Genomic DNA, 18,311 nt, shown 5'->3' on the forward strand with positions numbered 1-18,311 from the left:
GTCGCAATACGCAGAGAGCAAGGAGAACACATGTCACGTGCAGTCGGCATCGACCTCGGAACCACCAACTCGGTGGTCTCGGTCCTCGAAGGTGGAGAGCCCACCGTCATCGCGAACGCCGAGGGGCTCCGCACGACCCCGTCGATCGTCGCGTTCACCAAGGACGGGGAGGTGCTCGTCGGCGAGACCGCGAAGCGCCAGGCCGTCACCAACGTCGATCGCACGATCTCGTCGGTCAAGCGCCACATGGGCACCGACTGGACGACCGAGCTCGACGGCAAGAAGTACACGGCGCAAGAGATCAGCGCACGCATTCTGCAGAAGCTGAAGCGTGACGCCGAGACCTACCTGGGCGACAAGGTGACGGACGCCGTCATCACCGTCCCCGCCTACTTCAACGACGCCGAACGCCAGGCGACGAAGGAAGCCGGCGAGATCTCAGGCCTCAACGTGCTCCGCATCATCAACGAGCCGACGGCCGCCGCGTTGGCGTACGGACTCGACAAGGGCAAGGAAGACGAGCTGATCCTGGTCTTCGACCTGGGTGGTGGCACCTTCGACGTCTCCCTCCTCGAGGTGGGCAAGGACGAGGACTTCTCGACGATCCAGGTCCGCTCCACCGCGGGCGACAACCGCCTCGGCGGCGACGACTGGGACCAGCGCGTCGTCGACTGGCTCGTGCAGCAGTTCAAGAGCTCGACCGGCGTCGACGTGGCGAAGGACAAGATCGCCCTGCAGCGCCTCAAGGAAGCCGCTGAGCAGGCGAAGAAGGAGCTCTCGACCTCGACGAGCGCGCACATCCAGCTGCCCTACCTCTCGCTCACCGAGAACGGTCCGGCGAACCTCGATGAGACGATCAGCCGCGCGAAGTTCGAGGACCTCACGAAGGACCTGCTCGAGCGGACGCGCAAGCCGTTCGAAGACGTGATCAAGGAGGCGGGCGTCAGCGTCAACGACATCGCGCACGTCGTCCTCGTGGGCGGTTCGACCCGCATGCCCGCGGTCGCCGAGCTCGTCACGAAGCTCACCGGAGGACGCGAGCCCAACAAGGGTGTGAACCCCGATGAGGTCGTCGCCGTGGGCGCTGCGCTGCAGGCCGGCGTGCTGAAGGGCGAGCGCAAGGATGTGCTCCTGATCGACGTCACCCCGCTCTCCCTGGGCATCGAGACCAAGGGCGGCATCATGACGAAGCTCATCGAGCGCAACACCGCGATCCCCACCAAGCGCAGCGAGACCTTCACCACCGCCGAGGACAACCAGCCCTCGGTCGCGATCCAGGTCTTCCAGGGCGAGCGCGAGTTCACCCGCGACAACAAGAACCTCGGCACCTTCGAGCTCACGGGCATCGCGCCGGCGCCGCGGGGCATCCCGCAGATCGAGGTCACCTTCGACATCGACGCGAACGGCATCGTCCAGGTCGGCGCCAAGGACAAGGGCACCGGCAAGGAGCAGACCATCACCATCTCGGGCGGCTCGAGCCTGTCCGACGAGGACATCGAGCGCATGGTCAAGGACGCCGAAGAGCACGCGGCCGAGGACAAGAAGCGCCGCGAGGGCGCCGAGCAGCGCAACAACGCCGAGCAGCTCGCCTACTCCGTCGAGAAGCTCATCAGCGAGAACGAGGACAAGCTGCCCGAGGACGTGAAGTCCGAGGTGCAGAACGACCTCGACGCGCTGAAGCAGGCGCTCGCCGGTGATGACGACGACGCCGTGAAGACCGCAGCCGACAAGCTGGGCGAGAGCCAGGGCAAGCTCGGCGAGGCGATCTACCAGTCCGCGCAGCAGGACGCCCCCGAGGGCGAGCCCGCAGCGGAGCAGTCTGAAGACGACGACGTGGTGGACGCCGAAGTGGTCGACGATGACGAGGAGAAGAAGTAACCATGACGAACGAGCACAAGGACTCGGGTGAAGACTTCCCCGAGAACGGTGCTCCGCACTCGGGGCCGGAGTCGGCAGACTCCGGCCCCGAGCCGCAGGGGGACCAGACGGAGGGCACGGCGCACGTCGACGCATCCGAGGGCGAGGGCCTGACGGTCGACGACATTCTCGATGCGGAGCAGACGGGGGATGCGGCAGCGGCGGACGCCGACAACCCGCACCTCGAGGATCTGCGCCGCTTGAGCGCCGAGTACGCGAACTACCGCAAGCGCACCGAGGCCAACGCCGAACGCGACAAGTTCCGGGCGACCGCCTCCGCGGTCATGCCGATGCTGGGCGTGCTCGACGACCTGGACCGCGCCGAGAAGCACGGCGACCTCGTCGAGGGCACCGCGTTCGCGACGATCGCTCAGAAGATCCGCACGGCACTGCAGCGCCTCGGCGTCGAAAGCTTCGGCGAGGCCGGAGAGCCGTTCGACCCGGCGCAGCACGAAGCCATCGCCCAGGTGCCCACGCCCGGCACCGAGCGTGACACCGTGCTCGATGTGGTGGAGCGGGGTTACCGCATCGGCGATGTCGAGCTGCGCCCCGCCAAGGTAGCGGTGGCGGTGGGGGCAGATGGCTAGTCAGGACTGGTTGGAGAAAGACTTCTACCGCACCCTCGAGGTGTCGAAAGACGCCTCCGAGGCGGAGATCAAGAAGAGTTACCGCAAGCTCGCGCGGAAGTACCACCCCGACTCGAATCCCGGGGATACGGCTGCCGAATCGAGGTTCAAGGAGATCAGCGAAGCGTTCTCCGTGCTCTCCGATCCCGAGCAGCGCGAGGAGTACGACCAGATCCGGGCCATGGGAGCCGGCGGCGCGCGCTTCTCGGCGGGCGGCGGCGGCGGTCAAGGCTTCGACGACGTCTTCGGCGGCATGTTCGGCGGCGGCGCGGGGCGCGGCGGCCAGCAGTTCACCTACCAGCAGGGCGGCGCCACGGGCTTCGAGGACATCTTCGGGATGTTCGGCGGCGGAGGCGCCCCGAGGGGTCCGCAGGCCGGTCGCGATATTCAGGCGTCGACGACGCTCGACTTCGAGACCGCGGTGCAGGGCAACACCATCACGCTCCAGACGCCGTCCGGCAACGTGAAGGTGAAGATCCCTGCCGGGGTGAGCGACGGGAAGCGCATCAAGGTGCGCGGCAAAGGCGAACCCAGCCCGAACGGCGGACCGCAGGGCGACATCATCCTGACGGTGCACGTGCGCAAGCACCCGGTGTTCGAGCGCGACGGGGACAACCTGCGGGTGACCCTGCCCGTGACCTTCACCGAAGCCACACTCGGAGCGACGGTGGAGGTCCCGCTGCTCGGCGGCGGAACCGTCAAGCTGAAGGTGCAGCCAGGCACGCCGAGCGGACGCGTGCTGCGCGTCAAGGGGCGCGGCGTCCAGACGCCGAAGCGGGTGGGCGACCTGCTCGCAGAGGTCCAGGTCGTCGTTCCGACGCACCTGAGCGACGACGCGCGCGCAGCGCTCGAGGCGTTCAGGGAGGTCGAACCGAAGGAGAACCCGAGGGACGACCTGATGGCGCGAGCCAGGAACTGACCGCGGGCTCCGGTAGCACCGTCAGAGAGGAGGGAGAGCGATGGTACGAGGACCGCAGATGGACCGGTTCACGCCGGTCTTCGCGATCGCGGCTGCCGCCGACCTCGCCGAAATGCACCCGCAGACGCTGCGGCAGTACGACCGCATCGGCCTGGTCTCCCCGCAGCGCACGAGTGGCAACACGCGTCGCTACTCCCTCCACGACGTCGAGCGCCTCCGCGAGGTCTCGAGGCTCTCGGCCGAAGGGCTGAGCCTCGAAGGCATCCGGCGCGTGCTCGAGCTCGAAGACCGCGTGCGAGCACTCGATGCGCGCGTCCGAGAGCTCGAGCGCGCGCTCTCCACCGAGATGCTGAACCGACCGGATCGGCGCGTGTTCGCCGCGGGAGCCGCCGGCGAGGTCGTGACGTTGAAGCGCGGCACCCGCGTGCGACGCAACGCCGACGTGGTCGTCTGGCGGCCCCTCGGCCGCGGCGACGGCGGCGAGCACCGTGGCGGGTGACCGCAGCCTCGACGAGGTCTTCGGGGCGCTCTCGCGCCACCCCGACTTCGACGCGGTGGAACTGGAAGCGTTCGACGCTACCGACCGCCTGCTGCTGGAGACCGCCGCAGACGCCATCGCCGCACTCGGGGAGGATGAACTCGTCGTCATCGGTGATCGTCACGGCGCACTGACCCTCGGCGCCCGGGCCGTGCTCGGAGCGTCGCGCGTGCGCGTCTTCCAGGACCCGTTGCTCGGCGAGCGCGCGCTCGCCGCCAACGCGGAACGCGCGGGGATCGAGGGGTTCACGTCGCTGCCGCTCGATCGTTCGCTGCTCGCGGGTGCCCGAGTCGTGCTGCTGCAACTTCCGCGGAGCCTCGACGCGCTCGACGAGATCGCACGCGCGATCGCCGCCGAAGCCGATCCTGGCGTGCAGGTGTTCGCCGGCGGGCGCGTCAAGCACATGACACTCGCCATGAACGAGGTGCTCGGGCGATCCTTCGCGCACGTGACCGCCGGACTCGCGCGGCGCAAGTCACGAGTGCTGCACGCGACCGGGCCGCGCGCCGTCGCAGCGCGCTTCCCGGTTTGGGGCGACGATCCCGATCTGGACTTCCGGGTCGCCGCGTTCGGTGCCACGTTCGGGGGAGCCACCCTCGACCACGGCACCCGACTGCTGCTCGCCGCTCACGGCACCACCGATGCCATCGCCGCAGCGGACCGCATCGTCGACCTGGGGTGTGGCAACGGCGTGATCGCGACCGCTGCGGCCCGTGCGAATCCCAACGCCGAAATCATCGCCACCGACCAATCGGCGGCCGCCGTCGCCGCGACGCGCCTCACCGCCGAGGCGGCAGGCGTGTCGAGTCGGGTGCGCGTCTGTCGCGCGGACGCGACGGAGGCCGTTCCCGACGGCTGGGCGGACCTGATCCTGCTCAACCCGCCCTTCCACTCGGGCGCGACGGTGCACGCCGAGGTCGCGCGCCGCCTGATTCGCTCGTGCGCCCGCGCGCTCGCGCCAGGGGGAGAGCTGCGACTCGTGCACAACGCGCACCTCGCCTACCGTCCCCTCGTCGAACGGGTCATCGGCCCGGTCGACCAGGTGGCGCGCACCCGCACATTCATCGTGCTCGCGGCGCGCGCGCGCACGACCCGCTGAGGTCGCGGCCCGCCCGCCGGCGAGAACGACGCGGTCTAGCCCGCGACCTCCACGATCGTCTTGCCGAAGTTGCCGCCATCGAGCATGCGCGCGAACACCTCGGGCGCCTGGTCGAGGCCGACGGTGATGTCTTCGCGGTACTGGATCTTCCCGTCGCGCACCCAGTCGCTCATGTCGGTGAGGAACTGCTCGAACATGGTCGGCACGAACTCCGTCTGAATGAAGCCGCGGAGGGTCAGCGACTTGCGCAGGATCAGTCCCACGAGGGCGGGCGCCCGGTCGGGGCCGGCCGGAGGCTCGGTCGCGTTGTACGTCGCGGCCAGACCGCAGACGGGCACGCGCGCGAACGTGTTGAGATGGGGCAGGATCGCCTCGAGCACGGGTCCGCCGACGTTCTCGAAGTACACGTCGATACCCTCGGGCGCTGCCTGTCGCAGCTGCTCCGACAGGTCCCCTGAACGGTGATCGAGGGCGGCGTCGAACCCGAGCTGCTCCAGATACGCCACCTTCTCGGAGCCACCCGCGATGCCGACGGTGCGGCAGCCCATGAGCTTCGCGATCTGGCCCACTGCGCTGCCGACCGGACCGGTCGCCGCCGCGACCGCCACCGTTTCGCCCGCCTGCGGGGCTCCGATCGCCCGCAGACCCGCGTACGCCGTGAACCCCGGCATGCCGAGCACCCCCAGGGCGGTGGTGACCGGCGCCACGTCGGGATCGAGGGCGCGAAGCGAACGCGCCGGTTCAGTGCTGAAGCTCTGCCAACCGCCGTACCCCAGCACGGTCTGCCCCGGCTCGAAATCGGGCGACCGCGACTCCACCACCTCGGACACCGTCGCCCCCACCATCACCTCGCCGAGCTCGACCGGCTCGGCATACGATTCGGCATCCGACATGCGCCCCCGCATGTACGGGTCGAGCGACAGGTACCGCGTGCGCAACAGAACCTCACCGTCATCCGGGGCACGCGCCGGCTGTTCGTCCCACTGGAAATCCTCGCGCTTCGGCGTGCCGTGGGGGCGGGACCGGAGTCGCCATTGCTGACTGGTGTGCGACATTCGTGCTCCTTCCGTTCGCGGATGATCGCAGGTGCTCCGCCCACCCTAGAGGCCCGCCCTTGATGCCCGCCGGGCACTCGCACCGTCGCGGGTGCGCGCCCGCGCCTGTCGCGCCCGCGCCTGTTGTGCCCACCGAGATTGCACGTTCTCTCCTTTCGGGGGTATCGAAGCCAGAGAAACTGCAATCTCGACGTGCGGTGGCGGGAGAAGTGCGGGCGCCCGTCCACCACATCTGCGCCGAGAGTGCACTTACTCACTCTTCACGGGACCCGAAGCGTGAACAACTGCAATCTCGGCGGGGCGTGGCGGGGCGGGGCGTGGCGGGGGCGTGGCGGGGCGGGGCGAGGTGGCGCCATATGGGGCGACGTGGCGCCGGAATGGGGACGCGGGCGCGTACCCGTCGCACCGCACCTATTCAGAGTCCGCGGCGACCGGCATGGGTGCGCGCCTCGATGAACTCCCTTGCGGTGAGCTGATGGTGGCGCGCGTTGTAGGCGTCCGCGGTGATGCCGTGCAGAAAGTCACCGGCGTCGACTTCGAGGGCCGTAGCGATCCGAATGAGGGTTTCCGTGGTCGGACTGGAAACGCCGCGTTCGATCTTGCCAACGCTCGTCCAGTTCACCTCGGCAAGTTCGCCCAGGTTCTCGAGGGAGATGCCGAGGTCCTGTCTCGCGCGGCGGATGCGCTGCCCGATGAGGCGAGCGGCTTCAGAGTGAATTCGGGGCACGACTCTAGCGTGCAGGCAGGGGTCCTCGAGCGCCAGGCGCCGCGCGCATAAAGTTCCAAAACCTTATGCTTTTATTCTCGGGATCGGGATCGGGATCGGGATCGGGATCGGGAGCGGATCCGAGCAGACGCGAATCGCGGGTCGCCGATTCCGGGCCCCAGAAGGCGCGCGACGTCTGCATGCCGAGCCTGAGCGTAGAGTGAAAGGCGCCATGACTGACTCTTCACGACGGCTGCTGCTGCGGCTCGCCCCCATGATCTACGGGCCGTCGGCGCTGTTCGGCCTCGGGAAGGGGTGCGTGGTGCCGATGGTGCCGGTCGTGGCGACGTCGCTCGGTGCGGACCTCGGTCAGTCGGGAGTGATCGCGTCTCTGCTGGTCGTCGGTCAACTCGTCGGCAACCTCCCGGCGAGTTGGATCGTTGCCCGCGCCGGGGAGCGCATCGGCATGTTGTTGGCCTCCGTCGTGGCGCTCGCCGGCGCCGTCGGGGTCGCGCTGGGCGCGAACCTGGTGCTGCTCGCGGTCTGCGTGTTCGGCATCGGCGTGAGCACCGCAACATACAACCTCGCGCGGCACGCGTTCATGACGACGCGGGTGCCGGTTCCGTTCCGGGCGCGGGCGCTCTCGTTGCTCGGCGGCACGTTCCGCCTCGGCGCCTTCACCGGCCCGTTCGTGGCAGCCGGCATGATCGCGCTCACGGGAGACCCGCGGAGCGCGGCCTGGGCCTTCGCGATCGCGCTCGCGCTCGCGGGTGCGCTGATCGGGTTCGGGCCCGATCCCGAGCGGGTGCTGCAGCGCAGCGAGACCGAGCCTGGCGGTGCCGCAAGCGGGGCCGATCGTCTCGCGCCGCGCCCGGGCGTGTGGCGCACCGCGAGCGCGTACCGGAGCACCCTGGCCACGGTCGGGGTGTCAGCGGCGCTCCTCTCGGGAGCCCGCACGGCCCGGGACGTGCTTCTGCCGCTGTGGGGTGTCTCGATCGGTGCCGATGCGACGCAGATCGCCCTGGTCGTCGGCGTCTCGGCTGCGATCGATTTCGCCCTGTTCTATGTGAGCGGACAGGTGATGGACCGGTTCAGCCGGCTCTGGGCCGCCGTGCCCTCGCTCGTCGCGATGTCCGCGGCGTTCATCACCCTCGCCTGCACGCATGACGTTCCGAGCGCGTTCGCCTGGTTCGTGGGCTGCGCCGCGGGTCTCGGTCTGGCGAACGGGATGTCGAGCGGGATCATCATGACCGTCGGCGCCGACCTTGCACCGATGGATCACCCCGCGTCCTTCCTCGCCGCGTGGCGCACCCTCGTCGATACCGGTGGGGCGCTCACGCCGGTCGCGGTGTCGGCGGTCGCGGCACTGTCGCTGCCCGCGGCGTGCGTGATCGCGGGCGTGCTCGCGCTCGGCGGAGCGGCGGGCTTCTGGCGCTGGCTCCCGCGGAACCCGCCGGCCGTGCAGGCTTTCCCGAAACCATCGTCATAAGCTGGAAGTGCCTGTTCCCGACACAAAGGACCCGCACACGCCGTGACTTCGAGTGACTCCCACCGACCGCTGCGCATCCTGATCGGGTGCGACACGTACTCTCCCGACGTCAACGGTGCCGCTCGATTCGCCGAGCGACTGGCCGCCGGCCTGGTCGAGCGCGGCCACGAGGTGCACGTGATGGCACCTGGCCGACGGTATCGGCGCACGCCGGCCGCGGTGGAGACCATCGAAGGACAGCCCGTGATGCTGCACCGACCCCCGTCGGTGCGCTGGCCTCCGCACGACTGGTTGCGCTTCGTCTGGCCGTGGCGGGCGAAGCACTACGCCCGCAAGGTCGTCGATGCGGTGCGGCCCGACGTGATCCACATCCAGTCGCACTTCGTGATCGGTCGCGGACTCTCGCGAGTCGCGCGCAAGCGGGGGATCCCGATGATCGCGACGAACCACGTGATGGCCGAGAACATCCTCGACTTCACCGTGATGCCGCCTCTCATGGACAAGCTCGTGATGAAGGGGCTCTGGGCGGACGTCACGCACACGCTCGGCATGGCGCGCGCCGTCACGACCCCGACCCGTCGGGCCGCCGACTTCCTGGAGGGGACGAGCGGTATCCGGGGTGTGATCCCGATCAGTTGCGGTATCGACCGGTCGCACTACCGCCCCGATCCGGCCCCGCGCGCCGAGCACCGCATCCTGTTCGTCGGCCGCCTCACCAGCGAGAAGCGCGTCGATGTGACACTGCGCGCGATCAAGCGTCTCGCCCCGACACTCGACGTGCACTTCGACATCGTGGGCGGCGGTGATCAGCTCAAGCATCTCGAGCAGCTCACCGAGGGCCTGGGTCTGCAGGATCGCGTCACCTTCCTCGGCCGCATCGATGACGCGCAGCTCGTCGAGACGTACCGTCGCGCCTCCGTGTTCGTCATCTCCTCCATCGCGGAGCTGCAGTCCATCGCCACGCTCGAGGCGATGGCGTCGGGCCTGCCCATCATCGCGGCAGACGCGGTCGCGCTCCCGCACCTGGTGCAGCACGGCGAGAACGGCTACCTCTTCGAGCCCGATAACGATCAGCAGCTCGCCGCCCGGATCACCGACGTACTCACCGCTCCCCATGAGGAGTGGCAGCGGATGCAGCGCGCGTCGCTCGACGGAGCCGCGGTGCACGACATCACCCGCACGCTCGACACCTTCGAGGCGCTGTACCGCGACGAACCCCTGCCGGAGTGACCGTGCGCCTCATCTTCGACGCCCGGTACATCCGCACCGACTTCCACGACGGCATCAGCCGGTTCTCCGCCGAGCTCGCGCGAGCGGTCGCTGCAGCCGCCCCGGCTGCGGGGGTCGAGCTCGCGTTCGTCATCCACGACGAGGCGCAGCGCGGACTGCTGCCGGCGGGTGCGCGCACGCTCACCATTCATGCGCCGACGTCGGTGAAGGAGCCGTTCACGGCGCTGATCCTGAATCGGTATCGGCCCGATGCGGTCTTCTCGCCGATGCAGACGATCGGATCGCTCGGCAAGCGCTTCCGCCTGATCCTGACGCTGCACGACACCATCTACTACCGGCACCGGACCCCGCCGCGCGATCTCGGGTGGGCCGTGCGCCTCGGGTGGCGGGTGTTCCACTGGAGCTACGTGCCGCAGCGTCTCGTGCTGAACCGCGCCGACGTCGTCGCGACGGTCAGTGAGACGAGCGCGCGCGAGTTCGCGCGTGTGCGCCTGACGCGGCGCCCCGTCGTGGTGCTCGCGAACGCGCCGCAGCGGCTGGCCGAACTGCTGCCCGCGAGCAGCGAGGCGGATCGCGGCGACGACCGAGCGGCGCGCGAGCGCGTGGATGCGGCGCCCCGCAACATCGTCTACATGGGCTCGTTCATGCCCTACAAGAACGTCGAGACGCTCGTGCGCGCGATGCGGCACCTGCCGGAGCACACGCTGCACCTGTTGAGTCGCATCTCACCGCAGCGGGAGCGGGAGCTCGAGCAGGTGCGCGACGCAACGGGCGGCGCGGTGGTCTTCCACCGCGGCGTGAGCGACGAGGCCTACGCGGCGTTGCTCGACGATCGCGCGCTGCTGGCGACGCTCAGCCTCGACGAGGGATACGGCCTGCCGATCGCCGAAGCACTCGCGTTCGGGGTCCCCGCGGTCGTCAGCGACTCGGAGATCTTCCGCGAGGTCGCGGGCGAGGGGGCGCTCTACGTTCCGGCCACCGACCCGAGCGCCTTCGCGAGCGCGGTGACCCAGCTCGAGGATCCCGTCACGCGGGCGCGGACGATCGCTGCGGGGCTGGAGCACTCGCGGCGCTTCTCCTGGGAGCGCACCGCTCAGCAGCTGCTGCGCACGGCGCGGGGCGAGGAGTTCGGCGCGGCGTGATTCTGCGCTGGTTCAGGGCGCACGGATTCAGGGCCTCACGGGCTCAGGGCCGCAAGGGTGTGCAGCTCAGAAGCGCCAGGCGACGGCCTGGAAGCCCTCGGGGGGCTTGGGGGTCCAGTTGTCATCCTTGCTGACGAGTCCGGATCCGCCCGGGTTGTTCGACTCGATGATCTCGAACGTGCCGTCATCGTTGACACCGGTGATCATCAGCGTGTGGACACCGGTGACCCACGAGGTCGGGGAGGCGAGGTGTTCGTACTGGATGATGTCGCCCGGCTGCGCGTCTTCGACGGAGAGGCGGGTCGCACCCTCGTAGTTCGACACGGGGTTGCCACTGCCGTTCCAGGCTCCACCGCCGGCCTTGATCCAGCGCTGCGCCGACATGATGCACTCGCCCGGCTGGCTCCACCCGGTCGGGCGGCTCGTGCCGACTTCTTCTTCGGCTGCGGCGATCGCGGACTCCACATCGAAGCCCGCCGGCGTCGAACCGGCGCTGCTCGTCTGGAGCATGGCGTCGAGCACCTCGACGCTGTCCGCGTCGCTCGTATCGAGCGTCTGCGAGATATTCGCGAGCGGAGCCACTGCTGCGGGTGCTGAGAAGTCCTCTACCGGTGCGGTTGCGTGCGCCGGGGTGGCGGTGAGGGCGAACGTTACGCCGGAAATCAGCGCCACAATAAAGGTCTTCGCGGGGATCTGCACTCGGGCTTCTCCTGGATCGGGGACAAAACTCACGAAATCGTGAACGAGCGGCGAACATGATTTCAACGCATCTCGAACTGATAACGAACCAATTCAGTATGCGTTACTGATCCGTTACCTTGCAACCCGGGCGGGAAAAAACGATGGTCGACCGAGTCTACGAGCGGATCTCATCGGCGTGTCGGATTTCACCGAAGGCGACTCGGAATAGTTATGGCTGGCATCACGTTGGTGAATGTCAGTGCTATTCTGAACGCTTGTGCCTGAGAGGAATGACGGAAGAATGACAGCAACTGAGACGCCTGCTTCGCAGAACCCCGACGAGAAGCGGAGAGTCCTGCCGAAGTGGATGACCTCGTTCGGGTGGCAGATCCTGATCGCTCTGGTCCTGGGTATCGCGCTCGGCGCGATCGTGCTGTGGATGGGCAGTGATCCCGATAACCCGAACGGTCTCCACGCCACACTGCAGGTGATCGGCTCCAGCTACGTGAGTCTGCTGCGCGCCGCCGTCGTTCCCCTGATCTTCACCGCGATCGTGTCGAGCATCGTCGGCCTGCGCAAGGTCACGAACGCCGCGCGTCTCGCCGGACAGACGCTGCTCTGGTTCGCTATCACCGCACTGATCGCCGTCTCCATCGGTCTCGTGCTCGGCACGGTGCTGCGCCCGGGTGCCGGCACATCCGGGTCTTCCGATCTGCAGACCGGCGACCCCTCGAGCGTCGGCGGCTGGTGGGACTTCCTGATCGGCCTCGTTCCCGGCAACTTCCTCGGCCTCGAGGTCGGTACGCAGGTCGTCGACGGCGACGTCTCGGCGAGCCCCAGCTTCAACGTGCTGCAGGTCATCGTGATCTCGGCAGTGGTCGGCATCGCCGCGCTGAAGGTGGGTGAGAAGGCGGAGCCCTTCATTCGCATCACCGAATCGGTGCTCGCCGTGATCCAGAAGGTGCTGTGGTGGATCATCCGCCTCGCGCCGATCGGTACGCTCGGCCTCATCGGCAACGCGGTCGCCTCCTACGGCTGGGCCACCATGGGGTCGTTGACGCGGTTCGTCGCGGTTCTCTACCTCGGCCTCGCGCTGGTGCTCTTCGTGGTCTACCCGATCCTGATCAAGACGCACGGACTGTCGATCAAGCAGTACTTCTCGGGCGTCTGGCCGGCCGTGCAGCTCGGCTTCGTGAGCCGCTCGTCGATCGGTACGCTTCCGCTGACCCAGAGCGTGACGGAGCGCAACCTCGGCGTGCCCCGCGGCTACTCGTCGTTCGCCGTACCGTTCGGCGCGACCACCAAGATGGACGGCTGCGCCGCGGTGTACCCGGCCGTCGCCGCGATCTTCGTCGCCCAGTTCTTCGGCATCGAGCTGACGGTCTTCCAGTACCTGCTCATCGCGCTCGTCGCGGTCGTCGGTTCGGCAGCGACCGCCGGCACGACCGGTGCGACCGTGATGCTCACGCTCACGCTCTCCACCGTCGGCCTGCCGCTCGAGGGCGTCGGTCTGCTGCTCGCCATCGACCCGATCATCGACATGGGGCGCACGGCGGTCAATGTCGCGGGCCAGGCGCTCGTGCCGACCATCGTCGCAAAGCGCGAGGGGATCCTCGACCTGGACCTCTACGACGCTCCGCGCAAGGGTCAGGCGTTCAGCTACGAGGATGCGGTCGCGGAGGCTCCCTCGGACGCCGAGACCGTGAGCGACGGGAGCGTCGAGGGATCCGGTTCGCCCACTGCCGCGGACGCCACAACGATCGGCACCGGCACCCGCTCATAAGCACCGGAGGCCGGTCGGACGCCGACGCGCACTGCACGCCCGACCGCACACCCGTTCCCGCGAGGGAGGGTGTGCGGTCGGGCGTCTGGCACCCGGGCGCCCCGCTGATCCGGCTCAGTCGTCCGAGCGGGCGAGCGGCTCGAACACCGTGAGCGCGAAGCGGACCGCCGCGGTGGACGTATTCCGGTAGGCGTGCGGCTCGTCTCCCGGAAACGCGAGCGCGTCGCCCGAGCCGAGCGTCGAGCACTCGCCGTCGCACTCCACGACGAGCGTCCCCTCGATCACCTGGAGGAGTTCACGAGTGCCGCGCGCGTGCGGGTCGCTCTCGTGCGCCTCTCCGGGCATGAGCGTCCAGTCCCAGAGCTCGAGGGTGTCCGGTGTGGGAACGTTGGCGACGAGGGATCCGTGTCCCCCGTGCGCACCCGACCAGAGCTGCGGTCCGTCACCGAAACGAGTGACCCGGATCGATCGGGGTGCCGGCGGCTCCACCAGCTCCGGAAGTCCGACGCCGAGGGCGTCGCTCAATCTGAGCAGCGTGCCCACACTCGGGTTCACGGTGCCCTGCTCGACGTTCACGAGCATGCGCCGACTCACGGCCGCGGCCGCAGCGAGCCGATCAAGGGTCCACCGGCGGGCGTTGCGCTGCTGCTTCACTCGTGCACCGATGGCGCGGGCGAGCGCTTCGGTCTCCGATGCCATGGGTGCAGCATAGTGCACCGGGCGGTGAGCGCCGGGGCGCAGCTCAGGAGGCGCGGCGGGTCGAACGCGTCCCGCCCGAACCGGACGACTTCGCGGACTTCGACGATGTGGCGGACTGCGTCGACTTCGCGGACTTCGCAGCCTTCGACGCCTTCGACGCCTTCGACGACTTCATGGACTTCGACCCCTGAGCCGCGGACTTCGATTTCTGCCCATCGGATCCTGACTTCGATCCCGACGTCGCCTTCGACCCCGACGACCCCGATCCGGATCGCGATGCACGAGACTTCTTGACACTCGCCCGCAGCGCCTCCATGAGGTCGATGACCTCGCCGCCGTCGTCCTCGTCGGTCTCCCCGAACGTCGCATCCGTGTCGAGCGCGTCGCCCTCATCGAGTTTCGCGTCGATGAGCGTTCTGAGCTCCTGCTGATACTCGTCGCGGTACTGCTCGGGCGCGAAATCCGAGGAGTAGCTCTTCACCAGTGCGGCGGAGAGCTCCAACTCTTTGGCGGAGATGCGCACCGACTCCTCGAGTGCCGAGAACGACGGTTCGCGCACCTCGTCGGCCCAGAGCAGGGTTTGCACGGTCAGCACATCGTCGCGAATGCGCAGGGCGGCGAGGCGGGTGCGCTGCCGCAGCGCGAACTGCACGATGGCGGTGCGGTCGGTCTTCTCGAGCGTGCGCCGCAGCAGCACGTACGCTTTTGTGGACTTGCCCGCCGGCGCGAGGTAGTAGGTGCGGTCGAACAAAATCGGGTCGATCTGATCGCTCGGCACGAACTCCACGACCTCGATCTCCTTGCTGCGCTCCTGCGGAAGCGCATCGAGCTCGTCCCGGGTCAGCACGACCGTCTCGTCGTCTTCGACGTACGCTTTCTCGATGTGGTCGAACGGGATGACGCGCTCGCACACGTCGCAGCGCCGCTCGTAGTGGATCCGACCGCCGTCTTCGTCGTGCACCTGATGCAGGCTCACATCGTGATCTTCGGTCGCGCTGTACAGCTTCACGGGTACGTTCACGAGTCCGAACGTCACCGCACCGTTCCAGATGGCTCTCATGCGACCAGTAGAACGCGAGGCGCACATCCCCCGCCACCCCCTTGCGTCCGCGAGCGTCGCGCGGCGACGATGGGGGCGTGGCGTCGAAACAGCAGATCGTGACGGTGGAGGGTCGTCGGGTGCGGGTGTCGAACCTCGAGAAGGTGCTCTACCCCGAGACCGGCACGACGAAGCGCGACGTACTGGAGTACCTGCAGGCGGCCGCGCCCGCGATGCTGCCTCACTGCCGGGATCGCGCGGCCACGCGCAAGCGTTGGCCCGATGGCGTGGAGGGGCAGATGTTCTTCCAGAAGGACATCGGCGACGGTGCGCCCGACTGGCTCGAGTTGCGCACGATTCAGCACAGCGACCACGCGAACCGCTACCCGCTCGTCAACGATCTTCCGAGCCTCGTGTGGCTGGGGCAGCTGGCCGCGCTCGAGGTGCACGTGCCGCAGTGGAGGTTCGGCCGCGGCGATGAGCCGCGGCACCCGGATCGGATCGTGCTCGACCTGGACCCGGGTCCGGGCGTCTCCCTCATCGAGTGCGCCGACGTCGCGAGGCTCGTGCGCGACATTCTCGACGACATGGGTCTCGTAGCCGTGCCGGTGACGAGCGGCAGCAAGGGGATCCACGTCTACGCCGCCCTCGACGGGGCGCAGAGTTCCGATGACGTCTCGCGGGTCGCCCGTGAGCTCGCACGCGCACTCGAGGCCGACCATCCGAACGAGATCGTCAGTTCCATGAAACGCTCGAAACGCGAGGGGCGTGTCCTCATCGACTGGAGTCAGAACAACGCGAGCAAGACGACGATCGCCCCGTACTCGCTGCGCGGCCGTGCCAGGCCCACAGTTGCCGCGCCGCGCACCTGGCGAGAGTTGGGATCGCGGCACCTGCGCCAACTCGAATACTCGGAGGTGCTCGAGCGGATCGCGCGACGCGGCGACCCGATGGCGACGGTCGCGGAGGCGACCGGGCGAGCGGACGGGGGTGACGTCTCGCGGGATCGCCTCGAGATCTATCGATCCAAGCGGGATCGTCGCAAGACGAGCGAGCCCATCCCGGATGCCGTGGCGTCGGCGGGGTCGGGAGTGTCGGCGGAGTCGGACACCGGTCCGGTGTTCGTGATCCAGAAGCACGACGCGAGTCGCCTGCACTACGACTTCCGCGTCGAGCACGACGGGGTGCTCGTGAGTTGGGCGCTGCCGAAAGGGGTGCCCACCGACTCGCGGCAGAACCGCCTCGCGGTGCCCACGGAGGACCACCCGATGGACTACCGGTTCTTCTCGGGCACGATCCCGAAGGGCGAGTACGGCGCAGGTACCGTCGAGATCTGGGACACGGGCTCGGCTGCGATCGAGAAGTGGCGCGACGATGAGGTCATCGTCACGCTGACGGGTGCCGATGATGGCGGTCTCGGAGGACGTCGACGGTACGCGCTCTTCCGCACGCGGAATGATCCGAAGAAACCGCAGTGGATGATCCACCTGATGCAGGATCAGGGCAGCGACCCGTCTCCGGGTGCGTCGCGGCGCGGCGACAGCCGTGCATCCCGACGCACGGCTCCGCGCACGTCGGAGAGCAGCGGCGGGCGAACCACGAGCTCGAAGACGTCGCACGCCGTCGCGCCGATGCTCGCGACGCGGGGGCGATCGGGCGAGCTGTCGGCGCTCGAGCCGAACGACTGGGCGTTCGAGATGAAGTGGGACGGCATGCGCGCCGTCATCGCCGTGACCGGGGACGGCGTGCGCGTGACGAGTCGGAACGGTCAGGATGTCACCGAGACGTACCCTGAGCTGGCATCGCTCGGCGCCGCGCTCGGCGCTGATGGGGTGGTGCTCGACGGTGAGATCGTCGCATTCGATGCGCGAGGAGCGGCGAGCTTCTCACGACTGCAGCGGCGCATGAATGTGACCTCGGACCGGGAGATCCGCGAACTCCGGCGCTCCATCCCCGTCTGGTTCGCGGCGTTCGATGTGCTCGGTCTCAACGGCCAGGACGCGACCGCCCTGCCCTACCGGGACCGCCGAGAACTGCTCGAGGAGGTCGTGGACGAGGTTGCCGGAGTGCCGATCTTCGCTCCGCCGGCGTTCGAAGGCGACGCCGCGGCTGCCGAACGCACCAGTCGTGAGCTGGGGTGCGAGGGGGTGATGGCGAAGCGGCTCACGAGCGTCTACCGGCCCGGCACGCGCACCAGCGATTGGCTGAAGTTCCCGCACGGCACGGCGACCGAGGTCATCGTCGTCGGGTGGCGTGTCAGCGAATCGGATCCTGACGGCATCGCCTCCCTGCTGCTCGCCGTGCCAGGCGAATCAGGTCTCACCTACGCGGGTCGTGTGGGCACCGGGTTCTCGAATGCTGAGCGCCGGCGAATTCGGGATCGGCTGGCACGCGTCGAGCGGCAGACTCCGCCGGTCGACTCGGTGCCGCCGGCCGACCGACGCGATGCGCGGTGGGTGACTCCGAAGCTCGTCGGAGACGTGTCGTTCCGCGAGTTCACCGATGAGGGACGCTTCCGACAGCCGGTGTGGCGCGGATGGCGCACAGATCAGTCCGTCGACGATGTCCGCGCACCCGAAGGGTGATCCTGTGCACGAAAAAGTCCCGAGCCGCAGCACGTCGGTGGACGTTGCTGCCGCTCGGGACACTGGGCGGAGCATGTGGGATTTGAACCCACGAGGGCGTGAACCCAACACGCGTTCCAGGCGTGCGCCATAGGCCGCTAGGCGAATGCTCCTGAGCCGGCTCGAAAAAGCCAGCGCCATCCATCCTAGCCTGTTGCGCGGCGCAGCGCACACCGCATACAGTGCGACCGCCCCGCGGTCAGGCGAGCGGGTGCTCCACCATGCTGCGGCGCGCGTCGTCGATGTCGTCCTCACTGGGGCGCGGCTCGCGTCCGTCGACCGCGGCGAACGCGACGGAGGCGATCGTGAGGGCGAAGGCGAGGATCCCGAACGGATTGCAGAGGGCGATCGACATCTCGTTCCAGACGGGGCCGCCCCAGAGGCCGGCGAGCGACACGAGTCCCTGCGTCGACAGATCGGGAACGGTGAGACCAAATGCGATCGCGTTCGCCCACGAAAGGATCAGCGTGACGAACACGCGCGGGCGGGTGCGGCGCCCTTTTCGGTGCGCGAGCGTCATGCGTCGCGCGGTCCACCACTGCAGCCAGACGTACCCGACGCCGATGGTCGGCACATACCAGTAGGTGAGCGGTCCGCCGATGCCGAAGAGCCAGCGTCCGAGGGTCATCCAGAGCGCGAGAACGATGCCGATCAGGGTGACCAGTGGGGGTTTCACGGGACGGATTCCTCTGCGGTGGGGGCGGCGGCTTGGGGGGACATTCTCTAGCCAACCAGAATTCGCGCGGCGTCGCGAAAACTGCTAC

Annotated in this window: 16 protein-coding genes and 1 tRNA gene; 10 read left to right on the forward strand and 7 right to left on the reverse strand. The window is 68.5% G+C overall.

The features are described 5' to 3' along the window. Positions 1-30: 30 nt before the first annotated feature. Genes dnaK through J4H85_RS03170 form a run of 5 tightly spaced genes read left to right on the forward strand, consistent with a single transcriptional unit; the run spans position 31 to position 5,099 of the window. Complete coding sequence (gene dnaK / locus J4H85_RS03150) at positions 31-1,878, forward strand: molecular chaperone DnaK (RefSeq protein ID WP_208236788.1); 1,848 nt, start codon at positions 31-33, stop codon at positions 1,876-1,878. 2 nt (positions 1,879-1,880) lie between these two features. Then, positions 1,881-2,504 (forward strand): nucleotide exchange factor GrpE, encoded by a 624-nt coding sequence (locus J4H85_RS03155; protein WP_208236790.1) that lies wholly within the window; start codon positions 1,881-1,883, stop codon positions 2,502-2,504. Next, entirely contained in the window at positions 2,497-3,462 is a 966-nt protein-coding gene (locus tag J4H85_RS03160) for a DnaJ C-terminal domain-containing protein (protein WP_208236792.1), read from the forward strand. The genes J4H85_RS03155 and J4H85_RS03160 overlap by 8 nt, the downstream gene beginning before the upstream one ends. A gap of 58 nt (positions 3,463-3,520) precedes the next feature. After that, positions 3,521-3,961: a heat shock protein transcriptional repressor HspR gene (locus J4H85_RS03165; protein WP_208237334.1), complete on the forward strand. Its 441-nt coding sequence runs from the start codon at positions 3,521-3,523 to the stop codon at positions 3,959-3,961. Beyond that, positions 3,951-5,099, forward strand: coding sequence for a class I SAM-dependent methyltransferase (locus J4H85_RS03170; protein ID WP_208236794.1), 1,149 nt, complete (start codon positions 3,951-3,953; stop codon positions 5,097-5,099). Before J4H85_RS03165 ends, J4H85_RS03170 begins: the two co-directional genes overlap by 11 nt. Before the next feature lie 35 nt (positions 5,100-5,134). Here the strand turns inward: J4H85_RS03170 and curA are convergent, their stop codons facing one another. Then, positions 5,135-6,154, reverse strand: a complete 1,020-nt coding sequence (gene curA, locus J4H85_RS03175) for an NADPH-dependent curcumin/dihydrocurcumin reductase (protein ID WP_208236796.1) — start codon at positions 6,152-6,154, stop codon at positions 5,135-5,137. A gap of 415 nt (positions 6,155-6,569) precedes the next feature. Next, positions 6,570-6,881, reverse strand: a complete 312-nt coding sequence (locus J4H85_RS03180; RefSeq protein WP_208236798.1) for a helix-turn-helix domain-containing protein — start codon at positions 6,879-6,881, stop codon at positions 6,570-6,572. A gap of 211 nt (positions 6,882-7,092) precedes the next feature. Here J4H85_RS03180 and J4H85_RS03185 point away from each other — a divergent pair, with 211 nt between their 5' ends. Genes J4H85_RS03185 through J4H85_RS03195 form a run of 3 tightly spaced genes read left to right on the forward strand, consistent with a single transcriptional unit; the run spans position 7,093 to position 10,721 of the window. Beyond that, positions 7,093-8,349: an MFS transporter gene (locus J4H85_RS03185; protein ID WP_208236800.1), complete on the forward strand. Its 1,257-nt coding sequence runs from the start codon at positions 7,093-7,095 to the stop codon at positions 8,347-8,349. 42 nt (positions 8,350-8,391) lie between these two features. Then, positions 8,392-9,579: a glycosyltransferase gene (locus J4H85_RS03190; protein ID WP_208236802.1), complete on the forward strand. Its 1,188-nt coding sequence runs from the start codon at positions 8,392-8,394 to the stop codon at positions 9,577-9,579. A gap of 2 nt (positions 9,580-9,581) precedes the next feature. Beyond that, positions 9,582-10,721: a glycosyltransferase family 4 protein gene (locus tag J4H85_RS03195; RefSeq protein WP_208237335.1), complete on the forward strand. Its 1,140-nt coding sequence runs from the start codon at positions 9,582-9,584 to the stop codon at positions 10,719-10,721. Positions 10,722-10,787: 66 nt separating this feature from the next. On the opposite strand, the gene J4H85_RS03200 is transcribed toward J4H85_RS03195, so the two are convergent. Then, a complete protein-coding gene (locus tag J4H85_RS03200; RefSeq protein WP_208236804.1) occupies positions 10,788-11,420 on the reverse strand; it encodes a CHAP domain-containing protein in 633 nt (210 codons plus the stop codon). A gap of 283 nt (positions 11,421-11,703) precedes the next feature. Between J4H85_RS03200 and J4H85_RS03205 the strand changes: the two genes are divergently transcribed. Beyond that, positions 11,704-13,185, forward strand: a complete 1,482-nt coding sequence (locus tag J4H85_RS03205; RefSeq protein ID WP_208236806.1) for a dicarboxylate/amino acid:cation symporter — start codon at positions 11,704-11,706, stop codon at positions 13,183-13,185. Between the two features lie 114 nt (positions 13,186-13,299). Here J4H85_RS03205 and J4H85_RS03210 read toward each other — a convergent pair whose 3' ends face one another. Then, complete coding sequence (locus tag J4H85_RS03210) at positions 13,300-13,884, reverse strand: helix-turn-helix domain-containing protein (RefSeq protein WP_208236808.1); 585 nt, start codon at positions 13,882-13,884, stop codon at positions 13,300-13,302. A 43-nt stretch (positions 13,885-13,927) separates the two neighbouring features. Beyond that, the gene (gene ku / locus J4H85_RS03215) at positions 13,928-14,944 is read right to left on the reverse strand and encodes a non-homologous end joining protein Ku (RefSeq protein WP_208236810.1); all 1,017 of its coding nucleotides are present in this window, start codon (positions 14,942-14,944) and stop codon (positions 13,928-13,930) included. 77 nt (positions 14,945-15,021) lie between these two features. On the opposite strand from ku, the gene J4H85_RS03220 reads away from it, so the two are divergent. Further along, complete coding sequence (locus tag J4H85_RS03220) at positions 15,022-17,508, forward strand: ATP-dependent DNA ligase (RefSeq protein ID WP_307863359.1); 2,487 nt, start codon at positions 15,022-15,024, stop codon at positions 17,506-17,508. Between the two features lie 67 nt (positions 17,509-17,575). Here the strand turns inward: J4H85_RS03220 and J4H85_RS03225 are convergent. After that, a tRNA-Ser gene (locus J4H85_RS03225) sits at positions 17,576-17,660 on the reverse strand. 86 nt (positions 17,661-17,746) lie between these two features. Further along, a complete protein-coding gene (locus tag J4H85_RS03230; RefSeq protein ID WP_307863360.1) occupies positions 17,747-18,223 on the reverse strand; it encodes a hypothetical protein in 477 nt (158 codons plus the stop codon). Positions 18,224-18,311 lie beyond the last annotated feature (88 nt).

This window comes from Leucobacter tardus (genome assembly GCF_017583045.1).
Lineage (GTDB): Bacteria > Actinomycetota > Actinomycetes > Actinomycetales > Microbacteriaceae > Leucobacter > Leucobacter tardus.

Excerpts from the sequence above, each read along its gene's own strand:
- J4H85_RS03185 (WP_208236800.1), top strand. The coding sequence starts at position 7,093 with ATGACTGACTCTTCACGACGGCTGCTGCTGCGGCTCGCCCCCATGATC.
- ku (WP_208236810.1), bottom strand. The coding sequence starts at position 14,944 with ATGAGAGCCATCTGGAACGGTGCGGTGACGTTCGGACTCGTGAACGTA.
- J4H85_RS03155 (WP_208236790.1), top strand. The coding sequence starts at position 1,881 with ATGACGAACGAGCACAAGGACTCGGGTGAAGACTTCCCCGAGAACGGT.
- J4H85_RS03160 (WP_208236792.1), top strand. The coding sequence starts at position 2,497 with ATGGCTAGTCAGGACTGGTTGGAGAAAGACTTCTACCGCACCCTCGAG.
- dnaK (WP_208236788.1), top strand. The coding sequence starts at position 31 with ATGTCACGTGCAGTCGGCATCGACCTCGGAACCACCAACTCGGTGGTC.
- J4H85_RS03210 (WP_208236808.1), bottom strand. The coding sequence starts at position 13,884 with ATGGCATCGGAGACCGAAGCGCTCGCCCGCGCCATCGGTGCACGAGTG.
- curA (WP_208236796.1), bottom strand. The coding sequence starts at position 6,154 with ATGTCGCACACCAGTCAGCAATGGCGACTCCGGTCCCGCCCCCACGGC.
- J4H85_RS03165 (WP_208237334.1), top strand. The coding sequence starts at position 3,521 with ATGGACCGGTTCACGCCGGTCTTCGCGATCGCGGCTGCCGCCGACCTC.
- J4H85_RS03205 (WP_208236806.1), top strand. The coding sequence starts at position 11,704 with ATGACAGCAACTGAGACGCCTGCTTCGCAGAACCCCGACGAGAAGCGG.